The 22,553-nt window shown below is 72.0% G+C and carries 25 protein-coding genes; 18 read left to right on the top strand and 7 right to left on the bottom strand.

From position 1 onward, the window contains the following. Nucleotides 1–38: 38 nt before the first annotated feature. On the bottom strand, nt 39–1,409 hold the full coding sequence (locus AMY39116_RS0313470) for a DUF6801 domain-containing protein (protein ID WP_202961421.1): 1,371 nt from the start codon (nt 1,407–1,409) through the stop codon (nt 39–41). 72 nt (nt 1,410–1,481) lie between these two features. On the opposite strand from AMY39116_RS0313470, the gene rlmN reads away from it, so the two are divergent. From rlmN to AMY39116_RS42775, 6 genes are read left to right on the top strand one after another with little or no spacing between them, the layout of a single operon-like run. Then, nucleotides 1,482–2,588 (top strand): 23S rRNA (adenine(2503)-C(2))-methyltransferase RlmN, encoded by a 1,107-nt coding sequence (gene rlmN / locus AMY39116_RS0313475; RefSeq protein ID WP_027935886.1) that lies wholly within the window; start codon nt 1,482–1,484, stop codon nt 2,586–2,588. Between the two features lie 34 nt (nt 2,589–2,622). Continuing rightward, entirely contained in the window at nt 2,623–3,702 is a 1,080-nt protein-coding gene (locus AMY39116_RS42770) for a sensor histidine kinase (protein WP_020418169.1), read from the top strand. Then, nucleotides 3,699–4,358 (top strand): response regulator transcription factor, encoded by a 660-nt coding sequence (locus AMY39116_RS0313485; protein ID WP_020418170.1) that lies wholly within the window; start codon nt 3,699–3,701, stop codon nt 4,356–4,358. Before AMY39116_RS42770 ends, AMY39116_RS0313485 begins: the two co-directional genes overlap by 4 nt. Before the next feature lie 52 nt (nt 4,359–4,410). Continuing rightward, nucleotides 4,411–5,112: an ABC transporter ATP-binding protein gene (locus AMY39116_RS0313490; protein ID WP_020418171.1), complete on the top strand. Its 702-nt coding sequence runs from the start codon at nt 4,411–4,413 to the stop codon at nt 5,110–5,112. Then, entirely contained in the window at nt 5,109–5,885 is a 777-nt protein-coding gene (locus AMY39116_RS0313495; RefSeq protein ID WP_020418172.1) for a hypothetical protein, read from the top strand. The genes AMY39116_RS0313490 and AMY39116_RS0313495 overlap by 4 nt, the downstream gene beginning before the upstream one ends. 1 nt (nt 5,886) lies before the next feature. Further along, nucleotides 5,887–6,486, top strand: coding sequence for a hypothetical protein (locus tag AMY39116_RS42775; protein ID WP_020418173.1), 600 nt, complete (start codon nt 5,887–5,889; stop codon nt 6,484–6,486). Nucleotides 6,487–6,536: 50 nt separating this feature from the next. On the opposite strand, the gene AMY39116_RS0313505 is transcribed toward AMY39116_RS42775, so the two are convergent. Next, nucleotides 6,537–6,806, bottom strand: coding sequence for a DUF2631 domain-containing protein (locus AMY39116_RS0313505; protein ID WP_027935887.1), 270 nt, complete (start codon nt 6,804–6,806; stop codon nt 6,537–6,539). 104 nt (nt 6,807–6,910) lie between these two features. Here AMY39116_RS0313505 and dxr point away from each other — a divergent pair, with 104 nt between their 5' ends. From dxr to map, 8 genes are all read left to right on the top strand, one after another. Further along, a complete protein-coding gene (dxr, locus tag AMY39116_RS0313510; RefSeq protein WP_027935888.1) occupies nt 6,911–8,116 on the top strand; it encodes a 1-deoxy-D-xylulose-5-phosphate reductoisomerase in 1,206 nt (401 codons plus the stop codon). 3 nt (nt 8,117–8,119) lie between these two features. Then, nucleotides 8,120–9,343 carry an RIP metalloprotease gene (locus AMY39116_RS0313515; protein ID WP_020418176.1) on the top strand — a complete coding sequence of 408 codons (1,224 nt, stop codon included), beginning with the start codon at nt 8,120–8,122 and terminating at the stop codon, nt 9,341–9,343. Nucleotides 9,344–9,469: 126 nt separating this feature from the next. Further along, nucleotides 9,470–10,621 (top strand): flavodoxin-dependent (E)-4-hydroxy-3-methylbut-2-enyl-diphosphate synthase, encoded by a 1,152-nt coding sequence (gene ispG, locus AMY39116_RS0313520; protein ID WP_027935889.1) that lies wholly within the window; start codon nt 9,470–9,472, stop codon nt 10,619–10,621. A gap of 39 nt (nt 10,622–10,660) precedes the next feature. After that, on the top strand, nt 10,661–11,035 hold the full coding sequence (locus AMY39116_RS0313525; protein WP_020418178.1) for a Uma2 family endonuclease: 375 nt from the start codon (nt 10,661–10,663) through the stop codon (nt 11,033–11,035). Between the two features lie 3 nt (nt 11,036–11,038). Next, the gene (locus tag AMY39116_RS0313530) at nt 11,039–11,869 is read left to right on the top strand and encodes an AraC family transcriptional regulator (protein WP_020418179.1); all 831 of its coding nucleotides are present in this window, start codon (nt 11,039–11,041) and stop codon (nt 11,867–11,869) included. Next, nucleotides 11,866–12,261, top strand: a complete 396-nt coding sequence (locus tag AMY39116_RS0313535; RefSeq protein WP_020418180.1) for a VOC family protein — start codon at nt 11,866–11,868, stop codon at nt 12,259–12,261. Before AMY39116_RS0313530 ends, AMY39116_RS0313535 begins: the two co-directional genes overlap by 4 nt. 48 nt (nt 12,262–12,309) lie before the next feature. Next, nucleotides 12,310–13,164 (top strand): GNAT family N-acetyltransferase, encoded by an 855-nt coding sequence (locus AMY39116_RS0313540; RefSeq protein WP_027935890.1) that lies wholly within the window; start codon nt 12,310–12,312, stop codon nt 13,162–13,164. Nucleotides 13,165–13,209: 45 nt separating this feature from the next. Continuing rightward, nucleotides 13,210–14,067: a type I methionyl aminopeptidase gene (gene map / locus AMY39116_RS0313545; RefSeq protein ID WP_027935891.1), complete on the top strand. Its 858-nt coding sequence runs from the start codon at nt 13,210–13,212 to the stop codon at nt 14,065–14,067. On the opposite strand, the gene AMY39116_RS0313550 is transcribed toward map, so the two are convergent. Beyond that, a complete protein-coding gene (locus AMY39116_RS0313550) occupies nt 14,054–14,722 on the bottom strand; it encodes a FadR/GntR family transcriptional regulator (RefSeq protein ID WP_020418183.1) in 669 nt (222 codons plus the stop codon). The genes map and AMY39116_RS0313550 overlap by 14 nt on opposite strands. 48 nt (nt 14,723–14,770) lie before the next feature. Here AMY39116_RS0313550 and AMY39116_RS0313555 point away from each other — a divergent pair, with 48 nt between their 5' ends. Further along, nucleotides 14,771–15,985 carry an MFS transporter gene (locus AMY39116_RS0313555; RefSeq protein ID WP_027935892.1) on the top strand — a complete coding sequence of 405 codons (1,215 nt, stop codon included), beginning with the start codon at nt 14,771–14,773 and terminating at the stop codon, nt 15,983–15,985. A 255-nt stretch (nt 15,986–16,240) separates the two neighbouring features. Here the strand turns inward: AMY39116_RS0313555 and AMY39116_RS0313560 are convergent, their stop codons facing one another. Then, complete coding sequence (locus tag AMY39116_RS0313560) at nt 16,241–17,632, bottom strand: mycothione reductase (RefSeq protein WP_020418185.1); 1,392 nt, start codon at nt 17,630–17,632, stop codon at nt 16,241–16,243. A gap of 64 nt (nt 17,633–17,696) precedes the next feature. After that, entirely contained in the window at nt 17,697–18,530 is an 834-nt protein-coding gene (locus tag AMY39116_RS42780; RefSeq protein WP_020418186.1) for a M15 family metallopeptidase, read from the bottom strand. A 171-nt stretch (nt 18,531–18,701) separates the two neighbouring features. On the opposite strand from AMY39116_RS42780, the gene AMY39116_RS0313570 reads away from it, so the two are divergent. Both AMY39116_RS0313570 and AMY39116_RS0313575 read left to right on the top strand, forming a co-directional pair. Then, on the top strand, nt 18,702–19,511 hold the full coding sequence (locus AMY39116_RS0313570) for a trypsin-like serine protease (RefSeq protein WP_020418187.1): 810 nt from the start codon (nt 18,702–18,704) through the stop codon (nt 19,509–19,511). A gap of 10 nt (nt 19,512–19,521) precedes the next feature. Further along, entirely contained in the window at nt 19,522–19,968 is a 447-nt protein-coding gene (locus tag AMY39116_RS0313575; protein WP_020418188.1) for a GNAT family N-acetyltransferase, read from the top strand. Here the strand turns inward: AMY39116_RS0313575 and AMY39116_RS0313580 are convergent. After that, the gene (locus AMY39116_RS0313580; protein ID WP_020418189.1) at nt 19,934–21,109 is read right to left on the bottom strand and encodes an 8-amino-7-oxononanoate synthase; all 1,176 of its coding nucleotides are present in this window, start codon (nt 21,107–21,109) and stop codon (nt 19,934–19,936) included. The two genes, AMY39116_RS0313575 and AMY39116_RS0313580, sit on opposite strands and share 35 nt — an antisense overlap. 45 nt (nt 21,110–21,154) lie before the next feature. On the opposite strand from AMY39116_RS0313580, the gene AMY39116_RS0313585 reads away from it, so the two are divergent. Next, a complete protein-coding gene (locus AMY39116_RS0313585; protein ID WP_020418190.1) occupies nt 21,155–21,874 on the top strand; it encodes a PIG-L deacetylase family protein in 720 nt (239 codons plus the stop codon). Here the strand turns inward: AMY39116_RS0313585 and AMY39116_RS0313590 are convergent. After that, nucleotides 21,871–22,467, bottom strand: coding sequence for a dihydrofolate reductase family protein (locus AMY39116_RS0313590; protein WP_020418191.1), 597 nt, complete (start codon nt 22,465–22,467; stop codon nt 21,871–21,873). The two genes, AMY39116_RS0313585 and AMY39116_RS0313590, sit on opposite strands and share 4 nt — an antisense overlap. Nucleotides 22,468–22,553: the final 86 nt, after the last annotated feature.

Genomic DNA, 22,553 nt, shown 5'->3' on the forward strand with positions numbered 1-22,553 from the left:
CACGATATATCGGAAACAGTCGGAAGGCAAACCCGATGTCAGGTCACCGGGTTGTCGACCAAGATGACCTGCGGAGACGGGGCGGCGCAGGTGGCCCGGATCGTCTGGGTGCTGCCGTTGATCCGGAAGTCCGCGGCGGCGTCACCGAGCGAGATCCGCACGCTCTCCGCGCCCGGCGACGGGGTGAACGGGCCCGCGGTCAGCGTGCCCTGCTGCGGGAGCGAGATGACGATCTTCTGGTTCCGCACCAGCGTGGTCTGCGGGATGTCGATGCCGGCCGCGGCCACGTTCTGCACGGCAGGGGTGCCGCCCTCGACCACCAGGTTCTGCGTGGTCACCCGCCCGGACACGGTCCGCACGCCGGCGTCGAGCAGCGCGTTCACCGTGGCCGGCGGGATGGTGAGAGCCCCGGAGGCGTTCGTGAACGACAGCGAACCGCCCGCCTTGACCGACAGCGGGATGGTGCCGCCGACGGCGATGCCCACGTCGAGCGGCTGCCCGCCCAGCGTGCAGTGGTAGGGCGCGTTGATGATCCCGATCAGCGACTCGGCTGGCGGGACGGGGTAGTTCAGCGGCGCGCCGGTGATCTTCGATGGCGGCTGGCCCGCCGGCCCGCCGACGGCGATCGACAGCAGCGCGTTGCCCGCGGTCGGCGTGCAGTTGGCCTCGACGTTCAGGGTGAAGCCGGCCGCCGACTTCAGGGCGACGCGGGCGACGGCGTCGACGAACTGCAGCGTGACGATGCCCGAGCCGGGCGCGGTGAACGGGCCGACGTCGAAGGTGCCTTCGAGTGGCAGGCCGACCTTCAGCGGCCGGCCTGCCTGGATCGGGATGTCCTTGATCACCGCGGGCGGGTCGGCCACGTTGATCTGCGCGGGGGTCGCGTTCTGCGCGCCGATGTTCAGCGCGGAAATGGTCGCGTCGGCTTTGTCGATACCGGCGAACCCGGCCAGCGCGGTGAGCGCTTCCGGAAAGGTGATGCTGCCCGATCCCTGCGTCAGCCAGAATTCCTGGCCGGGCCCGAGTTGCGCGGCGACGGCGCCTTGCACGTCCACCGTGGTGCCGAGGTCGAGCACCTTGATGCCGCCGAAATCCGGCAGGCTGATGGCGCAGTTGATCGGCAGGCTGAACCGGCCGGTGTCCACGCCGATGTCGGGAACGTCCTGCACTGGCAAGGCGTTCGCGGTGCCGGTCAGCGCGAGGGTGAGCAGGGTCGCGGCGCCGGTGGCCAGTGCGGCCAGCCGTCGTCGCCAGCGGGTCGATGGCATGCGTTTCCTCCGGTTCTCGATGGTTTTGTCAGCTGGATGACAATGCGGCGGAAATGTTTTTTCGCGGGCCGGCCGGCCGCGCCAAGAATCGCAGCGCGGGGAAATCCGGGCAATCGTCCGGCGGGAATTTGTGCCGCGCATTCGCGGATTTCCCCGCGGTTCGCGCACCCCGGCGCGGGTTCCCCTGGCGGCGGCGTGGGACAATGTGTGGTTGTGTCGACATTGCCGCTGCTCTTCGAGGCTCCCCGGCGCGGGATGCCGCCTCGCCACCTCGCCGACCTGACCGCCGCCGAACGCGCGGCGGCCGTCAGCGACCTCGGCGAGAAGCCGTTCCGCGCCAAGCAGCTGTCGAACCACTACTTCGCCCGCCTGACCGCCGACCCCGCCGCGATGACCGACATCCCGGCCGCGTCGCGGGAACGGCTGGTGTCCGAGCTGATGCCGCCGCTGCTGACCGAGGTGCGCGCGGTGGCCTGTGACGACGGCGCGACGCGCAAGACGCTGTGGCGCGCGCACGACGGCACTCTGCTGGAGAGCGTCCTGATGCGTTACCCGGACCGGGCGACGCTGTGCATCTCCAGCCAGGCCGGCTGCGGCATGGCGTGCCCGTTCTGCGCGACCGGCCAGGCGGGGCTGACGCGGAACCTGTCGACCGCGGAGATCGTCGACCAGGTGCGCTCGGCCGCCGCGGTCATGCGGGACGGCCTGATGCCCGGCGGTCCCGGGCGGCTGTCGAACATCGTGTTCATGGGTATGGGCGAGCCGCTGGCGAACTACAAGCGCGTGCTGGCCGCCGTGCGCCGGATCACCGACCCGGCGCCGAACGGGCTGGGCATCTCGCAGCGATCGGTGACGGTGTCGACGGTCGGGCTAGCCCCGGCGATCCGGCGGCTGGCGGACGAGAAGATGCAGGTCCGGCTGGCGGTGTCGCTGCACACCCCGGACGACGAGCTGCGTGACACGCTGGTGCCGGTCAACAACCGGTGGCCGGTGGACGAGGTGCTGGAGGCGGCGCGGTACTACGCCGACTCGACGGGCCGCCGGGTGTCGATCGAGTACGCGCTGATCCGGGACGTGAACGACCAGCCGTGGCGGGCGGACCTGCTCGCGAAGCGGCTGCGCAAGCACCTGGGCCAGCTGGTGCACGTGAACCTGATCCCGCTGAACCCGACGCCCGGCTCGAAGTGGGACGCCTCACCGAAGCCGGTCGAGCGCGAGTTCGTGCGCCGCGTCAACGAGGGCGGGGTGGCGTGCACGGTGCGGGACACGCGGGGGCAGGAGATCGCCGCCGCGTGCGGGCAGCTGGCCGCCGAGGGCTGACCTCCCAGGCTCGGCCGCCTCTAATCTCGGCCCCATGCCGTTTCCGCGCGCTTCCCGGCGGCTCCTGACCGACGGGGCCGTCGCCGTGCTGTGCGTGGCGGTGTTCTGGCTTCCGCTCCCACCGGAGCCCGGGCCTGCCGTCGTGCTCGTCCCGTTGCTCGTCGCCGGGATCCTGCTGCGCTTGTGGTGGCCTGCGGTGGCGTTCGGCGTCGTCGCGACGGTGACTCTCGCGGGCGCGCTGCTCGGTTTCACGCCCGATCCGTTCGTCGCGGCGGCGTGGACGCTGTACCCGCTGGTGGTCCGGGCCGGCGGCGCCCGCTCCTCCCGGATCGCGCCGGTGACGCTCGCCGTGGTCGTGGCCGTCCTGCTCACGGCCGGATCGACGGCGTGGGACGACGTCCTGCGGTACGTCATGGTGAGCCTCCTGGTGCTGGCAGGCGCGTTCCGGCTCGGCGAGTCGGTCCGGCGGGAGCGCGCGGAAGCCGCGCGGCGCGCGGTGCTCGAAGAGCGGTTGCGGGTGGCGCGGGAAGTGCACGACGTGGTGTCGCATTCGCTGGGCACGATCGCGGTCACCGCCGGGGTCGCGGCCCACGTCGTCCCGGACGACGCCGCGAAGCTGGCGAACCGGCTGACCCGCATCGAGCGGACGGCGAAGGACGCGCTGACCGACCTCCGGTCGGTGCTCGGCGCGGTCCGGGACAGCGACCGCCCCGCCGAACGCGCGCCCCAGCCGGGGATCGCCGACCTCGAAGCCCTGGCCGAACGGGTGCGTGGCACCGGCATCGAGGTGACCCTCGCCGTCCGGAAGGCGGACGGCCTGCCCGCGAGCACGGGGCTGGCGGTGTACCGGATCGTGCAGGAAGGGCTGACGAACGCGGCCACGCACGCGCCGGGCTGCCGGTGCTCGGTGTCCGTCGCGGTGCGGGACGGCGAAGTCGTCGTGGAGGTGACCAACGGCGGTGGAAGCATGGGCGGCACGCGTCACGGCGGGGGAGGGTTCGGTCTGATCGGGTTGCGGGAGCGGGTGGAGTCGCTCGGCGGCGAACTGACGGCCACGCCGGCCGCGGACGGCGGTTTCACACTGCGTGCCGTTCTGCCGGAGCCGCGCGGATGAGCGGCCGGATCCGTGTGCTCGTCGCCGAGGACGACGACCTCCTGCGCGGCTCGCTGTGCGAACTGGTCACCGCCGACGCGGGGCTGGTGCTCGTGGGCGAGGCGGGCGACGGCGCCGCCGCGGTCGCCGCGGTGCGGCGGCTGCGTCCGGACGTGGTGCTGATGGACATCCGGATGCCGGTGCTGGACGGGCTGGCGGCCACCCGCGAGGTGTGCGCGTCCTCCTCGGCCCGGGTGCTGATCCTGACGACCTTCGACTTCGACGAGTACGTGTACGAGGCGCTGCGCGCGGGAGCCTCCGGGTTCCTGCTGAAGAACGCCGGCCCGCCGGAGATCCTCCGCGCGGTGCGGACGGTCCACGACGGGCACGCGATGCTGGCGCCCGAGGTGACCGGCCGGGTGATCGCGGAGTTCGCCCGGCGCCGCGAACAGCCGGAACGCGCCCGGTTCGACGAGCTGACCGAACGCGAACGGGACGTGGTGGCGGCGATAGCCGAGGGCATGTCGAACGACGAGATCGCCGCCGCGTTGTTCCTCAGCCGCGCGACGGTGAAGACGTACCTCAGCCGGCTGTTCGACAAGCTCGCGGTGCGGGACCGGACGCAACTCGTCGTCCTCGCCTACGAAACCGGGTTCGTCGACTCGCTGCGCCGTTAGGTGTCAACCTTTGGCCGATGCCGCCCGGCCCGGCAGGCCACAGGCTGGCGGCATGATCGAAATATCGGGTCTGGTCAAGCGGCACGGGGCGAAGGTCGTGGTGCGCGAGGTCGGCTTCACCGCGAAGGCCGGTCAGGTCACCGGGTTGCTCGGCCCCAACGGCGCGGGCAAGTCGTCCACGCTGCGCATCCTCCTCGGCCTCGATTCGGCCGACGCGGGCACCGCGCTGATCGGCGGGAAGCCGTACCGGTCGCTGCGGAATCCGTTGCGGACCGTGGGCTCGCTGCTGGAGGGCAGCGGGGCGCACCGCTCGCGGACCGCGCGCAGCCACCTGGCGTGGGTGGCCGCCAGCAACGGCATCCCGCGCAGGCGGATCGCCGAGGTGCTCGACCTCGTCGGGCTCGGTGACGCGGGGCGCAAGCGGGCCGGCGCGTTCTCCCTCGGCATGAACCAGCGGCTCGGGCTCGCCGCGGCGCTGCTCGGGGAACCGGACGTGCTGGTGCTGGACGAGCCGGTGAACGGCCTCGATCCGCACGGGATCCGGTGGCTGCGGGAGTTCCTGCGGTCCTACGCGGGAGAAGGCCGGACGGTGCTGCTGTCCAGCCACCTGATGAGCGAGCTGGCCAACACCGCCGACCACCTCGTGGTGATCAACCGTGGCACGGTCGTCCACAGTGGATCCGTGGCCGAGGTCTCCGCCGGTCACGCATCGCTGGAGGACGCCTTCTTCGCGCTGACCGGGGAGGGCCGATGACGTACCTGGGCGCCGAGTTCCGCAAGCTGGTGTCGTTGTGGCCGGCCCGGATCGCGGCCGGGATCTGCCTCGTCGCCGCGCCGGCGATCACCGGGCTGAACGCGAACACCATCCGGTCACGGCTCGCCGAGGGGCACTCGCTCGGCGGCCGGAATCTCACCGAGCTGAGCATCGAGACCGGTGCCGTCGGCGCCGCCGCCGGGGTGCTGCTCGGTGTCGTCGCCATCAGCAGCGAGTACACCGCAGGCGCGGCCGACGCCGGTGGCGGGCGGCAGATCACGGTGAGCCTGACCAGCCAGCCCCGCCGCGGCCTGCTGTTCGCGGCGAAAGCGGTGGTGGTGGCGCTGGTGACGGCCGCGCTGACCGCCGCGTCGGTCGTGCTCGGGGTCGTCGTGGGACAGCCGTTGCTGGGTCCCCACGGCGTGCCGCCCGCGCAGGCGCTCGACGCGCTCGGCTGGCGGATCGGCGGCGTCGCCCTCTACTGCGCCTCCATGTCGCTGATCGCGCTCGCCGTCGCCACCGTGACGCGCGGCGGGGTGGTGCCGCTGGTCGTGCTCATCGCCAACACCACGGTGGTCTCGGTGTCGTTGCTGCTGGCCAAGGTCTTCCCGGCGGCGAAGTTCCTGCCCGACGCGGCAGGGGCGCAACTGTTCGTGCGGAACAGCCCCCTGACGGCGCCGCTGTCACCCACCGCAGGCGGTCTGGTGTTGGCCGGGTGGACCCTGCTCGCACTCGGGGTCGGCGCGGTGGTCTTCCGCCGGCGGGACGCCTGACGTGGCAGGCAGCAACGCCCTCCGTCACGTCGTCCTCGCCGAGCTGATCAAGCTGGCCACCCTGCGCGTGGTGCCCGGAACGGTCGCGCTCACCGTGGTCGTCACGCCCCCGCTCGGCCACCGCGCGGTCGAGTTCGGTCAGGCGGGGTTCCTGCTGCTCGGGGTCTTGGCCGCGGCCACCGAGTACGCCGGGGGCCAGATCCGCACCAGCCTGGCCGCCGTGCCGGACCGGCTCGTGCTGCTCACCGGGAAGGTGCTCGCCTACCTCGCCGTCGCCACCCCGGCCGCCGCGCTGACCGGCGCGCTCTCGTCCGGCGTGCCGGTGGTCGGAGCCACCGCGTACCTCGTCCTGATCGGCTTGCTCGCGCTCGCCGTCGGCCTCGCGGTGCGAAGTCTCGTCGGGGCGCTCGCGACGGTGGTGACACTGGTGTATGTGGTGTCCCCGCTGCTGCCCGCCGCCGCCTACCTGCCCGACCGCGCCGGGGCGGCGCTCTACCGGCCGGGTGCCCTGCCGCCCGCGCTGGGTGGCCTGGTGCTGGCGGGGTGGCTCGTGGCCGCGCTCGCCGTGACCGGCTTCCTCTTCGCCCGGCGGGACGCCTGAGCAGCAAAAAGGGGCCCCTCACCGAGGGGCCCCTCATCATGTCCGGTGCGTCAGCGGCGCCAGGCCGTGCGCTTCTTCCTGATGTCCAGCAGCAGGCCGATCACGATGCCGGCCGCGATGCCGACCAGCCACACGTTCTCGGTGTTGTTCTCGTGGTTGTTGTAGATCATCGCCAGCAGCACGACGACCGTGACCCAGCCCGCGATGCGCGCGCCCTTCGGGAACCCGCCGTGCCAGCCCCACTCGGCCGACGGCTCGTCCCGCGGGTCCACCTTCGCCGGAGCGGCCTGCTGCCGCTTCTCGACCGCCTTGCTCGCCACGATCACTCCTCCAGGCCCTGCACGAACGTCCAACCGGATGATTCCACACCGCGACCCGCCCCGCGCCGATGACCCGCTCGGACGGGTTCGCGACAATGACCCCGATGAACGCACCCCGCACCGTGCTCGTGCTCGGCTCGACCGGCTCGATCGGCACCCAGGCCCTCGACGTCGCCGCCCGCAACCAGCACCTCTTCCGCATCTCGGGCCTCGCCGCGGGCGGGTCCGACCCGGCGCTGCTGGCGGCGCAGGCGCTGGCGCACGAAGTGGACGCCGTGGCCGTGACGAAGCCCACGGCCGTCGAGGACCTGCAGCTCGCGCTGTACGCCGAGGCGCAGAAGCGCGGCTACTCGCGGGGCGAGTTCAAGATGCCGCGCATCTTCGCCGGCCGCGACGCCGTCGTCCAGCTGATCGGCGCGGTCGGGGTCGACGTGGTGCTCAACGGCCTGCCCGGCTCCCAGGGCCTCGAACCGACGCTCAAGGCACTCGAGACCGGCGCGACCCTCGCGCTGGCGAACAAGGAGTCGCTGATCGCGGGCGGGCCGCTCGTGCTCAAGCAGGCCAAGCCCGGCCAGCTGGTCCCGGTCGACTCCGAGCACTCGGCGATGGCGCAGGCCCTGCGCGGCGGCCGCGCCGAGGAGGTCGACCGGTTCGTGCTGACCGCCTCCGGCGGGCCCTTCCGCGGCCGCAAGCGCGCCGACCTGGCGAACGTCACGGTCGACGACGCGCTGGCCCACCCCACCTGGGCGATGGGCCGCCTGGTCACCATCAACTCGGCCACCCTGGTCAACAAGGGCCTGGAGCTGATCGAGGCGAGCCTGCTCTTCGGCGTCCGCTGCGACAAAATCGACGTGGTCGTCCACCCGCAGTCGATCGTGCACTCGATGATCACCTTCACCGACGGCTCGACGCTGGCCCAGGCCAGCCCGCCGGACATGCGCCTGCCCATCGCGCTGGCGCTGAACTGGCCGGACCGGGTGCCCGGCGCGGCCCCGGCCTGCCGCTGGGACCAGGCCGCGCAGTGGACCTTCGAACCGCTGGACAACGAGGCTTTCCCGGCCGTGGAGCTGGCCCGGCACGTCGGGACCGTGGGCGGCTGTCTGCCCGCGGTGTACAACGCGGCCAACGAGGTGTGCGTCGAGGCCTTCCTGACGCAGAACGCGGGCTTCACGGCGATTGTGGACACTGTTACCGAGGTGGTGGAGGCCGCCGACGAGTGGCGTCGCGAGCCGGGCGACGTCGCGGAGGTACTGGCGGCCGAGGAGTGGGCGCGAGCCCGGGCCGCCGAAATCATGACCGGAGGGAAGTAGCGGGTGGCCTACGTTTTCGGAGTCGTGCTGTTCGCGCTGGGCATCTGCGTGTCCGTCGCACTGCACGAGGCGGGTCACATGCTGACCGCCAAGGCGTTCGGCATGAAGGTCCGCCGCTACTTCGTCGGGTTCGGCCCGAAGGTGTTCTCCTTCCGCCGCGGCGAGACGGAGTACGGACTGAAGTGGATCCCGCTCGGCGGGTTCTGCGACATCGCGGGCATGACCGCGCTGGACGAGGTGACGCCGGACGAGGCGCCGCGCGCGATGTGGCGCTTCAAGACCTGGAAGCGCACCGTCGTGATGGCCGCCGGGTCGGTCACGCACTTCATCCTCGGCTTCGTCGTGCTGTACCTGATGGCCGCCACGATGGGCCTGCCCAACGCGGTCGTCGGCAAGCCGCAGATCTCGTCCGTCTCCGAGTGCGTGCGCAGCGCGACCACCGACGAGGAGTACGCGAACCCGGTGTGCCGGCCCGGCGACGCCGCGCCCGCCAAGAACGGCGGCATCCAGCCCGGCGACGAGATCGTCTCGGTCAACGGCCAGCGCACCAAGACCTACGCCGACGTCACGGCCCTGATCCAGAACCTGTCCGGCCCGACCCGGTTCGAGGTCGACCGCAACGGGCAGATCGTGCCGCTGACCGTCGATGTCGTGCGCGTCGACCGCCCGGTCACCGACCCGGCCAACCCCAGCGGCCCGGAGAAGATCGTCACCGTCGGCTCGATCGGCGTGACCTTCCCGAACACGCTGGAGTACAACGCGATCACCGCGATCGGTGGCGCGGCCTCGTTCACCGGCGACATGTTCGTGCAGACCTGGCAGCGGCTGATCGAGTTCCCGGAACGCATCCCGGCGGTGGTGTCGTCGATCTTCGGCGGCGAGCGCGACCCGAACACGCCGGTCAGCGTGGTCGGCGCGAGCCGCATCGGCGGCGAGGCCGTCGAGGCCGGGCTGTGGTCGCTGTTCCTGCTGCTGCTGGCCAGCCTGAACTTCTTCGTCGGCGTGTTCAACCTGCTGCCGCTGCTGCCGCTGGACGGCGGGCACATCGCGATCGTCTGGTACGAACGCGTCCGCGACTGGATCCGGAAGCTGCGCGGCAAGGCCGCGGGCGGCCCGGTCGACTACTCGAAGCTGTCCGCGGTCACCGTGGTGCTGGTGCTGATCGGCGGCGCCGTAACCCTGCTCACCGTCACCGCCGACATCGTCAACCCGATCAGGCTGCAGTAACACCAGGTCTTCGCAGGTCAGGGCCCCGCGCGGGGTAACTCACTCCGGCTGGTCACCACCGGGCCGGGCCCGGCCTGTGAGTAAGCTGGACACGTCAGCAGCCCGTCTCACGCCGTAGAGGATTCGATGAGCGTCGAGCTTGGTATGCCCGCCCTCCCCGCCCCCGTGCTGTCCGAGCGCCGCAAGACGCGCCAGCTCATGGTGGGCAACGTCGGCGTCGGCAGTGAACACCCGATCTCGGTGCAGTCCATGACGACCACCCTGACCGCGGACGTGAACGCGACGCTGCAGCAGATCGCGCAGCTCACCGCGGCCGGCTGCGACATCGTGCGCGTGGCCTGCCCGTCCGCCGACGACGCCGAGGCGTTGCCCGCGATCGCGAAGAAGTCGCAGATCCCCGTCATCGCGGACATCCACTTCCAGCCCAAGTACGTGTTCGCCGCGATCGAGGCCGGCTGCGCCGCCGTGCGCGTGAACCCGGGCAACATCAAGAAGTTCGACGACAAGGTCAAGGAGATCGCCCAGGCGGCGAAGGACCACGGCACGCCCATCCGGATCGGGGTCAACGCCGGTTCCCTGGACCCGCGGCTGATGAAGAAGTACGGCAAGGCGACGCCGGAGGCGCTGGCCGAGTCGGCGCTGTGGGAGGCGTCGCTGTTCGCCGAGCACGACTTCCACGACATCAAGATCTCGGTCAAGCACAACGACCCGGTGATCATGGTCCGGGCGTACGAGATCCTCGCCGAGCAGTGCGACTACCCGCTGCACCTCGGCGTCACCGAGGCCGGCCCGGCGTTCCAGGGCACGATCAAGTCGGCGGTGGCGTTCGGCGCGCTGCTGCGGCAGGGCATCGGCGACACCATCCGCGTGTCGCTGTCCGCGCCGCCGGTCGAGGAGGTCAAGGTCGGCATCCAGATCCTGCAGTCGCTGAACCTGCGGCCGCGGAAGCTGGAGATCGTGTCGTGCCCGTCGTGCGGGCGGGCGCAGGTGGACGTCTACAAGCTGGCCGACGAGGTCACCGCGGGCCTGGAAGGCATGGAGGTCCCGCTGCGCGTCGCGGTGATGGGCTGCGTGGTGAACGGCCCCGGCGAGGCGCGCGAGGCCGACCTCGGCGTGGCGAGCGGCAACGGCAAGGGCCAGATCTTCGTCAAGGGCGAGGTCATCAAGACCGTGCCGGAGCACCAGATCGTCGAGACGCTGATCGAAGAGGCGATGCGGATCGCCGAGGAGGCGGGGGACGCGGAAGGAAGCGGTTCGCCCGTCGTTACGGTGAGCTAGCCTCCTGGCAGAGGGCCCCGGCAGAACGGGAGTGGGTCGATGAGCACCGCGTTCGCACGTCCCGAGACGGCCTGGAACCGAGCGCTGGACATCTGGCGCGAACTGCACGTGCCGGAGGGCTGGCGGCCGGAGCTCACCGCCGAGGGGATCTGCATGACCCCGCCACCCACCGGACAGCACAACCTGACCGCGAGCTCGGTGCACGACGCGCTCGCGTCGGCCGAGCTGGATGGTTGCGGCATTCTCCAGACGCTGGGTGTCGGTATCCGCGCGACCGGGAGCATCTACGTGCCGGATCTCTGCGTGGTGCCTCGCGACGCCGTTCCGGACAACCGCACCGTGCGGGTCCCCTTCGGGCAGTCGGTCGAGGTCGGCGATCCGTTCGGGATCCGGCTGGAGACCACCGAGTTCTGAGCGATGGCCGCCGCCGAGTGGGCTGTTCGCGCGCCGCACCCGCAGTTGCGGCCCGCGATCACGCGCTACATCGGCTACACGCAGCACGGCGTGACCCTCGGCACCCACCGCGGGCTGCCCTCCCGGCACGTCACCCTCGTCATCAGCCTCGCCGAGCCGATCCGCTTCACCGGCATGCCCCGCCCGGACCAGTCGCCCGGCCGCTTCACCGCCGCGGTCGGCGGCATGCACACCGCGCCCGCCCTCATCGCCCAGGACGCCTTCCAGTCGGGCATCCACGTCGAGATCGACCCGCTCGCCGTGCCCGCCCTGTTCCACGTCTCCGCGGCCGACCTGTCCGGCTGCGTCGTCGACCTCGCCGAGCTGGGCCCGAAGCACCTCGCCGAGCAACTCGCGGAGGCGCCCACCTGGGCGGACCGCTTCGGCATCCTCGACGACGCCTTCCGCGGCGCCCTCGCCGACCGCCGGCCCGCCCGGGAGGTCGGCTGGGCGTGGCGCCGCCTCACCGCGGCGGGCGGTCTGATCCGCGTCGAGGACCTCGCCGCCGAGGTCGGCTGGAGCCGCCGCCACTTCGCCGAACGCTTCCGCCGCGAGCTGGGCCTGCCGCCCAAGCAGGCCGCCCGCGTGCTGCGCTTCGAACGCGCCATCAGCAGGCTCCGCGAGGCGCCCACGGACCTCGCCACCCTCGCCGTCGAGTGCGGCTTCTACGACCAGGCCCACCTGTCCAACGAGTGGCGCGCACTGGCCGGGTGCACGCCCCGCACCTGGATCACCGAGGAGCTCCCGTTCCTCCAAGACCGCCACGCCGCCGCGGACGCAGACTCGCAGGCATGAGCGAAAACCCACCCACCGTCTGGCCCGCCTTCCGCTACGACGACGCGCACGCCGCGCTGACGTTCCTCACCGAGGTGTTCGGCTTCCGCGAGGCGCTCGTCGTGCCGGGGGAGGACGGGCAGATCACCCACGCCGAGCTGCGCTGGCCCGAGGGCGGCGGCGTCATGTTTGGCAGCACCAGCCACACCGAGGGCGTCCACGGCGACACGAAGCACGCCGGCTCCGCGTACGTGGTCACCGACCAGGTCGATGAGATCCACGACCGCGTGCGCCAGGCCGGCGCGGAGATCGTCGCGCCGCTCCACGACACCGATTACGGCTCGCACACGTTCACCGCCCGCGATCCGGAGGGCAACCTGTGGACCTTCGGGACCTACCGCGGGGCCCCTTGATCCCCCACGATTTCCCGATCCACCACTCCATCTGGCAATCTGGTGGATGTGTTGCGGCTTGCCGGTGCACGGCTGCTCAGTGATCGGGATCATCCCGTGGTCCGCGCCGTGCTCGCGGCGGACCCGGTGGCCAGTTGCATGGTCAGCGCGCGCGTCGAGGTGGCCGGTCTGGACCCCTGGCGCCTCGGCGGCGAGCTGTGGGCCGCCGACTACCGCGGCGCCCGCGGTGGCCGGCTGCCCGGACTGTGCTTCTCCGGCCCGAACCTGATCCCGTTGCGCGGCAACGCCGCGGCCCTGCGGTCCTTCGCCGACCGGGCCCTGCGCAAGCAGCGCGTGTGCTCCTCGCTGGTCGGCCCGGCCGAGCAGGTCCTCGGCCTGTGGGACGAGCTGGCGGGGGAGTGGGGCCCGGCTCGCGAGGTCCGCGAGGACCAGCCGCTGATGGCGATGGACGCCCAGCCCGCGGTGGAGCCGGACCCGCTGGTGCGCCCGGTGCGCCCGGACGAGCTGGAGCGGTACCTGCCTGCCGCGATCGCGATGTTCATCGAGGAGGTCGGCGTCGACCCGCGCGCCGGCGACGGTGGCGTGAGCTACCGCGCCCGCGTCGCGGAACTGATCTCCAGCGGCCGCGCCTTCGCCCGGTTCGAGAACGGCGAGGTCGTGTTCAAGGCCGAGATCGGCGCGATGTCCCGCAGCGTCGGCCAGATCCAGGGGGTCTGGGTGCGGCCGGACCGGCGCGGCCACGGGCTCGGCACGTCCGGCACGGCGGCCGTGGTGAGCCGGCTCGTCAACGGGCTCGGCCGCACCGCCAGCCTGTACGTGAACAGCTTCAACAGCCCCGCGCTCGCCGCGTACCGGCGCATCGGGTTCAGGCAGGTCGGCCGGTACGCGACCGTGCTGTTCTGACCGGGCTCACGGCCGCGCCGCCCGCGGGGGTCGTAGGGTGGAGTCATGTCCCAGCGTGCTCCGTTGACCCCTGGCGTCCAGACGCCGCGCCGCCCCGTGCCAGCCAGCATTCCGCGCCCCGAATACGTGGACAAGCCGGCGCCGAAGCGGGACACCGGCAACGGGGTGCGCACGCCCGAGGTCATCGAGGCCATGCGGGTGGCCAGCATGATCGCGGCACAGGCGCTGGAGGAGGGCGGCAAGGCCGTCAAGCCGGGCAACACCACCGACGACGTCGACAAGGTGGTGCACGAGTTCCTGCTCGACCACCACGCCTACCCGTCGACCCTGGGCTACCGCGGCTTCCCGAAGTCCTGCTGCACCTCGCTCAACGAGGTCATCTGCCACGGCATCCCGGACTCGACGGTGATCCAGGACGGCGACATCTGCAACATCGACGTCACCGCCTACATCGGCGGCGTGCACGGCGACACGAACGCCACGTTCTGCGCCGGTGACGTCTCGGAGGAGGTGCGGCTGCTGGTCGAGCGCACCCACGAGGCGACGATGCGCGCGATCAAGGCCGTGCGGCCGGGACGCCAGCTGAACGTGATCGGCCGCGTCATCGAGTCCTACGCCAAGCGCTTCGGCTACGGCGTGGTGCGGGACTTCACCGGCCACGGCGTCGGTCCGTCCTTCCACACCGCGCCGACCGTGCTGCACTACGAGGACCCGTCGGTGACCACGGTGATCGAGGAGGGCATGACCTTCACGATCGAGCCGATGATCACCCTGGGCTCCATCGACTACGACATCTGGGACGACGACTGGACGGTCACCACCAAGGACAAGAGCTGGACGGCCCAGTTCGAGCACACCCTGGTGGTGACCGCGACCGGCGCGGAGATCCTCACGCTTCCCTGATCAGGGAGTCCAGGAAACCCGCGGCCTCGGCCATCGCGCGCTCGGCGTCGCGCGCCGCGATGGCCTCCAGCAGGCCGCGGTGGCCGATCGCCTCCGACTCCGGCAGGCGGGTGTCCGTCGTGGCCGCGACACTCGCGGTCACGGCCTCCAGGATGCCGCGGTAGAGCTCGGTGAGCAGCTCGTTGTGGGCGGCGCGCACGACAGCGAGGTGGAACTCGGTGTCGGCGCGCACGTACGTCTCGATCTCCTCGACGCGGTAGGCCGCGTCGCGCCGGTCCAGCAGCTCGGTGATGGCCGCCAGCTCCTCTTCGGTGCGGACGGTCGCCGCCAGCCGCGCCGCCTCGACTTCCAGCGCCCGCCGCACGCCGAGCACCTCGCGCAGCTCCGAGCCGCAGAGCCGGCGGATCGCGCCGGACACCTCACTGGTCGCGCGCACGTAGGTGCCGTCGCCCTGGCGCACCTCCAGCAGGCCGCTGTGCGCGAGCGCGCGCACGGCCTCGCGGACCGTGTTGCGTCCCACACCGAGGCTCTCGGCGAGCGCCGCCTCAGTGGGTATCCGTTGCCCGATCGGCCATTCGCCCTGCGCGATGGCGTCCCTGAGCTGCCCGATCACCTGGTCGACGAGACCGGTCCGGCGGGTCGTGGCGAGTGGCACGGGAAAATCCCTTCACCCGATCATCCTACGTTTGTCATACTAGCCTCTGTGACGGTCAATGATGAGGCATCGGCGCAGGAGAAGACGCGCGTCCCCGCGTCCCGCGTGCTCATCGGCACCGGGTTGCTCGGCGTGGCGGTTCTGCTCGCCGCGCTGAACCTGCGGCCGGCGGTGACCAGCGTCGGCGCGGTGCTCGACGAGATGCGCGACACGCTGGGGGCGTCCGCGACGTGGGCGGGTGCGCTGACGACCGCGCCCGGCCTGTGCTTCGCGCTCGCCGGCCTGACCGCGCCGGTGGTCGCCCGCCGACTGGGCATCGCGGTGGCCGTGGCGCTCGCGCTCGCGTTGCTGGCCGGCGGCCTGGTGCTGCGGGTGCTCGACGGGCCGCTGGTGGTGCTGGGCGGGACGCTGATCGGCACCGCGGGAATCGCGCTGGCGAACGTGCTGATCCCGGTCGTGGTCAAGGAGTCCTTCGCGACGCGGATCGGCCTGATGACCGGCCTCTACACCGGCGCGCTGCAGGCCGGCGGCGCGCTCGGCTCCGCGCTGACGCCGCCGCTGGACAGCGCGTTCGGCGGGTGGCGCCCCGGGCTCGGCAGCTGGGCGGCGCTGGCCGTGGCGGCGCTCGTGCTGTGGCTGGCCGCCGCGCGCACCCGGCCCGGCGGCCCGACGTCCGGTGAGAACGCGACCGCCGCGCGCTCGCTGTTCCGCAGCCCGCTGGCGTGGGTCGTGACGATCTTCTTCGGCCTGCAGGCCTGCCTGGCCTACATCGTGATGGGCTGGCTGCCGCAGGTGCTGATGGACGCCGGTGTCAGCCGCGGGGACGCGGGCCTGCTGATGGGCCTGGTGTCGCTGCTCGGCCTGCCGGTGAGCCTGATCGTGCCGCCGCTGGCCGCGAAGCGGGGCAGCCAGAGCGGGTGGATCCTGCTGCTCGGCGTGTTCGGCATCGCGGGCGTGATCGGCCTGATGGTCGCGCCGGAGGCCGCGCCGTTGCTGTGGTCGATCTTCCTGGGCATCGGGATGGCCGTGTTCTCGCTCGCGCTGACCACGATCGCCCTGCGAGCCCGCACCGGCGCCGAGACGGCGAAGCTGTCCGCGATGGCGCAGGGGATCGGATACCTGCTGGCCGCGGTGGGCCCGTTCCTGTTCGGCCTGCTGCACGACGTGACGCACGGGTGGAGCGTGCCGTTCGCGATGCTGCTGGCCGTGGTCGTGGGGCAGATGGTGTTCGGCTTCTTCGCGGGGCGGCCGCGCTACGTCTGATTCCCGCCAGCGCCCGGCCGAGCCGTGATCCACGGTGGTGATCGTGGAAACCACTGTGCACGCTCGGTCCCGGGCAACCGGGCGCGAGCTGCGGTCCTCCAGACCATCGCGATCGTGCACGGGCGGATCGCCGAGGTGCATCCGTTCTACTGGGACACCTCGGTGATAGCCGATGCCTGCACGCCTCGCTGACCGGCCGCGCTACGTCTGACCGCGCCGGCGCACTTCCGTCGGGGAAGTGCGCCGGACGCCCGCTCAGAGCGGCAGGTTGAGCAGCGCGTTCTCGATCAGCTCGGGCATCGCCGGGTGGATCCAGTACTGGCCGCGCGCCATGGACTTCGCGTCGAGGCCGAAGCTCATCGCCTGGATCAGCGGCTGGATCACCGTCGGCGCCTGCGGGCCGATGATGTGCGCACCGATCAGCTGCCCGGTCGACGGATCGGCCAGCAGCTTCGCGAAACCGCTGGTGTCCTCCATCGCCCAGCCGTACGCGATGCCCGCGTAGTCCTGTTTGGACGTCACGTACGCCACGCCCCGCGCCTGCGCCTCCTGCTCGGTCAGGCCCACCGAGGCGATCTGCGGCGACGTGAACACCGCGTGCGGCACGAACCGGTGGTCGGCCGTCATCGGCGACTCCGGGTTCAGCAGGTTGTGCTGCACGACCCGCGCCTCGTGGTTCGCGACGTGCTTCAGCTCGTACGGTGACGAGATGTCGCCGAGCGCGTAGATGCCCTCGACCGCGGTCTGCTGGTGGTCGTCGACCACGACGTGCCCCGCCTCGGTCGTCGTCACGCCCGTCGCGGCCACGTCCAGCAGGTCGGTGTTCGGTCGGCGCCCGACGGCGATCAGCAGCTCGTCCGCCTCGACGGTCTCGGCGCCCGACGGCCCCTCCAGCTCCACCGCGACACCCGTGCTCGACGGCCGCACCCGCACGGCCTTCCGGTTGAGCCGCACGTCGAACCGCTGCGCCGCCAGCTCGGTGAACCGCTCACTGATGTCGAAGTCCTCGCCCCGCAGCAACGCGCCGGACCGGGCCACCAGCGTGACCTCGACCCCGAACGAGCGGAACACGTGCGCGAACTCCGCGGCGATGAACCCGCTGCCGATGATCACCATCCGGGCGGGCAGCGCGTCGAGCCGCATCACCGTGTCCGACGTGTGGTAGCGGACGTCCTCGAGGCCGGGCAGGTCCGGCACCACCGGCCGGCCGCCCGCGGCGAGCACGAACTTGTCCGCGGTGACGACCTCGTCCGGCCGCCCGTCCGCGAACGACACCGTCAGCTCCTTGTGCCCGGTGAACCGCCCCTGGCCCTCGTAGACGGTGACGCCGGCGTTGTCCTCGTGGCTCTTCCGGTACTCGCGCCCGCCCTCGGCGATCGGGTCGATGCGGCCGAAGATCCGGTCGCGCACGTCGGTCCAGCGCACCTTGTCCAGCGTCTCGTCGACGCCGAACCGGCCGGCCACCGACGGCGTCGCGGCGACGTCCGCGGCGTGCACGAACATCTTCGTCGGGATGCACCCGACGTTCAGGCACGTGCCGCCGAACACGCCCTTCTCCACGATCGCCGTCTTCCAGCCCGCGAAACGGGGATCGAGGATCGAGTTCCCCGAGCCGGTCCCGACGATCACCAGGTCGTAGTGGGGCACGTGATTACCTCCCAAGCAGTCCGCACCCGTACAACCGGGCCGGACCCGAAATCTGTTCCCGTTCCTACCCGCCGGTCGCCGTGAAATGCATCCTGTCCACCGGCTCCCGCCACGCCCCGCCCCAGTCCCAGCCGACCGCGGCGAACGCCCGCACGGTCGCGTCGCCCGCCTCCACCATGCCCGGCCGCACCCACGAGCGGTCCAGGTACGCCGAGGCGAGTTCCGGCAGCACCACGTCGCCCTTGGTGTAGGGGTTGCAGAACGGGTTCAGGTCGATCGCCAGACCGTACGCGTGCGCCGACCAGTTCGTCTGACCGCGCACCGGACGGCAGACGAAGGCGCTGGTGTTGTTGCCGTCCCCGGTCGGCGGGGCGTCGAGTTCGGCAGGCGAGGTGACCCGCATCTCCTCGATCGGGAATCGCGCCGCGAACAGCTGCCCGAACACCCGGGTCACGTCCTCGGCGACGGAGGCGCCGACGAGCATCTCGCCGGTGTGCGGCTTCCCGTCGAAGCCCCAGAACGACATCGTCAGGTACCGCAGCGCGGACACCGCCACCGGGCACGCGGGCTGCCAGGTGCTGCGGGCCAGCACGTCGGCCGGGACCGCGCTGACTGTCGACGCGTAGCGGCCGTCCGCGGGCGGCGGCAGGAAGTCCCGCGTCGGCAGGCGGCGGTCGCGCAGCACCGCCGGGGTCGGCCGGATCTCGCCGAAACCGTCCGGGCGACGGGGCAGCGTCGTGGCGCCGACGGTCCACGGCGGTGCGGCGGAGGTGGTGGTGGTCGGCGGCGCCGTGGTCGTGGTGGTGGCCGCCGGGGCCGTCGGCGAGGGCACAGGCGGGGGCGGCGGCTCGGGTGGGGCGCCGCACGCCACGAGCCCGAGCGCCAGCAGGAGCGCCACGATTCCTCGCACGTCTCCAGCTTCGCAGAGCCGGAGTCCACCCGATCCAGTGACACCGGTTCCGGGCCCTTGTCGATTACTGTATGTGCGGCAATCTCACGCCCCGAATTCGTTTCCGGCGATCGGGTGCGGCACCGGGGGACATCGAGCTTTTCCGAAGGGAGCGCGCGCATGGCGAAGCACCGCCGACGCGACCGCAAGTTCCGCCTGGCGCTGACGGCGGTCATCACCGCCGCCGCGTTCGTGCCGGTGGTGGCAGCGGCCATGCCGAGCACCGGCGCCCGCCCGAACATCGTCGGCGGCACCGAGGCGTCCACCAGCAGCTACCCGTTCGCGGTGTACCTGACCGACAAGAGCGGCAACCAGTTCTGCGGCGGCGTCATCGTCAGCTCGACCGCGGTGGCCACCGCGGCGCACTGCGCCAACGCCGTGAAGCGCGCGGACCTGCGGGTCGTCGCGGGCCGGACGGACAAGCGCACGAACGACGGCAAGACCGTGTCGGTGCGCGAGGTGTGGACGCCCGACTCGTTCTCCGACCCCGGCAAGGGCGACGACGTCGCGGTCCTCAAGCTCGCGCAGAGCCTGCCGTACCAGCCGGTGGAGCTGCCCAGCGACGATTCGCTGTACGCCGAGGGCACCCGGGCGACGGTGCTGGGCTGGGGCCGCACCTCCGACGGCGGCCCGCGCTCGGACGTGCTGCGCAAGGCCGAGGTGCCGCTGCTCAGCGACTCCGGCTGCCGCGCCAGCTACTCGAACTACGACTCCCGGTCGATGGTGTGCGCGGGCTACCCGGACGGCAAGATCGACGCCTGCCAGGGCGACTCGGGCGGTCCGCTGGTCGTCGGCGGCACCCTCATCGGGCTCGTCTCGTGGGGCGACGGCTGCGCGCAAGCGGGCAAACCGGGCGTGTACACCCGCGTGCTCACCTACGTGAACGAGATTCGCAGCGAAGCCGAGTCGTCGCGGCTCGTGTTCTGGTAGTCAGGAGTCCGTGAACCCCGACAGAGGCGTCCGCGGACCGGACCTGACCACGCAGCAGCTGTACGACATCCTCCGGCTCCGGGTGGAGGTGTTCGTCGTGGAGCAGACCTGCCCGTACCCGGAGCTGGACGGGCGTGACCTGCTCCCGACGACCCGCCACTTCTGGATCGACGGGCCCGACGGCATCGAGTCCTACCTGCGGGTGCTTGACGACGGGGACGGCGTCCAGCGCATCGGCCGGGTCGTCACCGCGAAGCACGCCAGGGGCCGGGGCCTCGCCGCCCGCCTGATGACCGCCGCGCTGATCTCGGTCGGCGACGCGGACAGCGTGCTCGACGCGCAGACCTACGCCCGCGGTTTCTACGAGAAGTTCGGGTACGTCGCGGAGGGCGACGAGTTCGACGAGGACGGCATCCCGCACATCACGATGCGGCGCCGGCTGGCGCCGATTCGCTGATCACCTTCACCGCGGTGTCCACATCGGACTCCGTCAGGTCGGCCCGGGCGGTCAGGCGCAGCCGCGAAATCCCGTCCGGGACCGACGGCGGGCGGAAGCAGCCGACCCGCACGCCCTGCTCGGCGCAGCGGTCCGCCCACTCGACGGCCGATTCGGCCGAGGGCGCCTGAACCGAGATCACCGCCGCCTCCGGGTTGCTCACCCGCAACCCGGCCGCGCGCAGCTGGGCGGACAGCGTGATCGCATGGGTCAGGACCTTCTCTGGCAGGTCAGGCTCGGACTTGAGCACCCCGAGCGCGGCCAGCGCCGCGGCCGCGCTGGCCGGCGCGAGCCCGGTGTCGAAGATGAAGCTGCGGGCCGTGTCGACGAGGTGCCGGATCACGCGGCGCGGTCCGAGGACGGCGCCGCCCTGCGCGCCGAGCGCCTTGGACAGCGAGATGGTCGTGACGACGTCCGGCTCACCGGCCAGCCCGGCGGCGTGCACCGCGCCCCGGCCGCCGTCGCCGAGCACGCCGAACCCGTGCGCGTCGTCGACCAGCAGGGCAGCGCCGTGCTCGCGGCACACCTGGGACAGCTCCGGCAGCGGCGCGAGGTCGCCGTCGACGGAGAACACCGAGTCGGTGACCACCAGCGCCCGCGGCTTGCGGCGGGTCGCCAGCGCGTGCTTGATCGCCGCCGGATCGCAGTGGCTGATGGCCGCGACGTCGGTGCGGGACAGGCGGCAGCCCTCGATCAGCGACGTGTGGATGTGCTTGTCGCTGACGATCGCCGACTCCGCCCCGGACAGCGCCGTGACGGCGCCCAGATTGGCCGTGAAGCCCGAGGAGAACACCAGCGCGGCCTGCGCGCCGCAGAAGCGCGCGAGCTCGTACTCCAGCTCGGTGTGCACCTCGGTGGAGCCGGTGTCCAGGCGTGAGCCGGTGGCGCCGGCGCCCCAGCGGAGCGCGGCGGCCGCGGCGGCACCGGCGACGCGCTTGTCGCGGGCCAGGCCGAGGTAGTCGTTGCCGGCGAGGTCCAGCTCCGTCGAGGAGGCTCCCCGCGGCCGCAGCCGGCGGGTCAGCCCGGCCGCCGCGCGCTTCTCGGCGGCGGCGTCGAGCCAGTCGAAAACCTGCTCTGGGGAGGAGGAAGCCGGTAGGTTCACGTCACGCAGTGTCGCACCGAGCCACGGCTGGGCAGTGGAGGGGCCATGACCGACACGGGACCGGCGATGATGCCGGAGGACTGGGACCGGGCGCTGGCGGTGGTCGCGCACCCGGACGACCTGGAGTACGGCGCGGCCGGGGCGATCGCCCGGTGGACCGGGCAGGGGAAGTCGGTGGTCTACGTGCTCGCCTCACGCGGCGAGGCCGGGATCGACACCATGCCGCCCGAGGAGGCCGGGCCGCTGCGGACGCAGGAACAGCTCGCCGCGGCCAGGGTCGTCGGGGTCGAGGAGGTCGAGTTCCTGGACCACCCGGACGGCCTGATCGAGAACGGGATCCCGTTGCGGCGGGACATCGCGGCGGCGGTCCGGCGGCACCGCCCGGAGCTGGTGGTGACGCTCAACCACCGTGAGTCCTTCCCCGGCGGCGGGTACAACATGGCCGACCACCGTAACGTCGGCGTGGCGACCCTGGACGCGGTCCGGGACGCGGCGAACCGCTGGCTGTTCCGCGACCTCGGTCTGGAACCGTGGAGCGGCGTGCGGTGGGTGGCCGTGTGCGGCTCGCCGGTGCAGACCCACGCCGTGGACATCGCCGACACCTTCGACGCGGCGGTCGCCTCGCTGCGGGAGCACAAGGCGTACCTGGCGGCGCTGGGCGGCGAAATGGCCGAGCCGGAGCCGTTCCTGCGCCAGTTCGCCGCCATGGCCGGTGAGTCGTTCGGCGTGCCGCTGGCCTGCACGTTCGAGCTGTTCCCGATCTAGCGCCGGACCCGGTAGGTCACGTGCGTGGCCAGTGAGGTGGTGCGCGACGAGACGGGCTCGAGGTCCAGGCTGGTCACGCCGGCGAAGAGCCGGGCGCCGTCGCCGAGCACCGTCGGCGCGATGGACAGCCGCAGCTCGTCGATCAGCCCGGCCTGCAGGTACTGGTCGATCGTCGACGCGCCGCCCATGACCGCCACGGACCGCTCGCCCGCGGCGGCGCGCGCCTGGTCGAGCGCCGACTCGATCCCGTCGGTGACGAAGTGGAAGGTCGTGCCGCCCGCCATCTCGATCGGCTCGTGGGGGTAGTGGGTCAGCACGAAGACCGGCGCGTGGTACGGCGGCTCCTCGCCCCACCAGCCGCGCCAGCCGGGGTCGTCCCACTCGCCGCGGATCGGGCCGAACATGTTGCGCCCCATGATGTACGCGCCGTGGCCGAGGATCGCTTCACGCTCGGCCTTGTTCTCCTCCGCGGCTTCGAACATCCACCGGTGCAGCTCCTCGCCGCCTTCGCCGAGCCCGTGCTCGCGGCTCTGGCGGGGACCGGCCATGAAGCCGTCGATCGAGATGGTCGGGCTGCTGAACACCTTGCTCATGGGAGTTCTCCTGACTGGTTGTGGTTTGCAATCGGTTTTGGGAACTGTACTGCTTCCGGAACCGGTTGTAAACTGCAATCGGAAGG

The sequence above is a fragment of the Amycolatopsis sp. ATCC 39116 genome, assembly GCF_000231075.2.
Lineage (GTDB): Bacteria > Actinomycetota > Actinomycetes > Mycobacteriales > Pseudonocardiaceae > Amycolatopsis_E > Amycolatopsis_E tucumanensis.

Bases quoted from the DNA above. Each gene is read 5' to 3' on its own strand.
- AMY39116_RS0313470 (WP_202961421.1), bottom strand. From the start codon at position 1,409: ATGCGCGGCACAAATTCCCGCCGGACGATTGCCCGGATTTCCCCGCGC.
- AMY39116_RS42770 (WP_020418169.1), top strand. From the start codon at position 2,623: ATGCCGTTTCCGCGCGCTTCCCGGCGGCTCCTGACCGACGGGGCCGTC.
- AMY39116_RS0313485 (WP_020418170.1), top strand. From the start codon at position 3,699: ATGAGCGGCCGGATCCGTGTGCTCGTCGCCGAGGACGACGACCTCCTG.
- AMY39116_RS0313490 (WP_020418171.1), top strand. From the start codon at position 4,411: ATGATCGAAATATCGGGTCTGGTCAAGCGGCACGGGGCGAAGGTCGTG.
- AMY39116_RS0313495 (WP_020418172.1), top strand. From the start codon at position 5,109: ATGACGTACCTGGGCGCCGAGTTCCGCAAGCTGGTGTCGTTGTGGCCG.
- dxr (WP_027935888.1), top strand. From the start codon at position 6,911: ATGAACGCACCCCGCACCGTGCTCGTGCTCGGCTCGACCGGCTCGATC.
- ispG (WP_027935889.1), top strand. From the start codon at position 9,470: ATGAGCGTCGAGCTTGGTATGCCCGCCCTCCCCGCCCCCGTGCTGTCC.
- AMY39116_RS0313525 (WP_020418178.1), top strand. From the start codon at position 10,661: ATGAGCACCGCGTTCGCACGTCCCGAGACGGCCTGGAACCGAGCGCTG.
- AMY39116_RS0313530 (WP_020418179.1), top strand. From the start codon at position 11,039: ATGGCCGCCGCCGAGTGGGCTGTTCGCGCGCCGCACCCGCAGTTGCGG.
- AMY39116_RS0313535 (WP_020418180.1), top strand. From the start codon at position 11,866: ATGAGCGAAAACCCACCCACCGTCTGGCCCGCCTTCCGCTACGACGAC.
- map (WP_027935891.1), top strand. From the start codon at position 13,210: ATGTCCCAGCGTGCTCCGTTGACCCCTGGCGTCCAGACGCCGCGCCGC.
- AMY39116_RS0313570 (WP_020418187.1), top strand. From the start codon at position 18,702: ATGGCGAAGCACCGCCGACGCGACCGCAAGTTCCGCCTGGCGCTGACG.
- AMY39116_RS0313585 (WP_020418190.1), top strand. From the start codon at position 21,155: ATGACCGACACGGGACCGGCGATGATGCCGGAGGACTGGGACCGGGCG.
- AMY39116_RS0313590 (WP_020418191.1), bottom strand. From the start codon at position 22,467: ATGAGCAAGGTGTTCAGCAGCCCGACCATCTCGATCGACGGCTTCATG.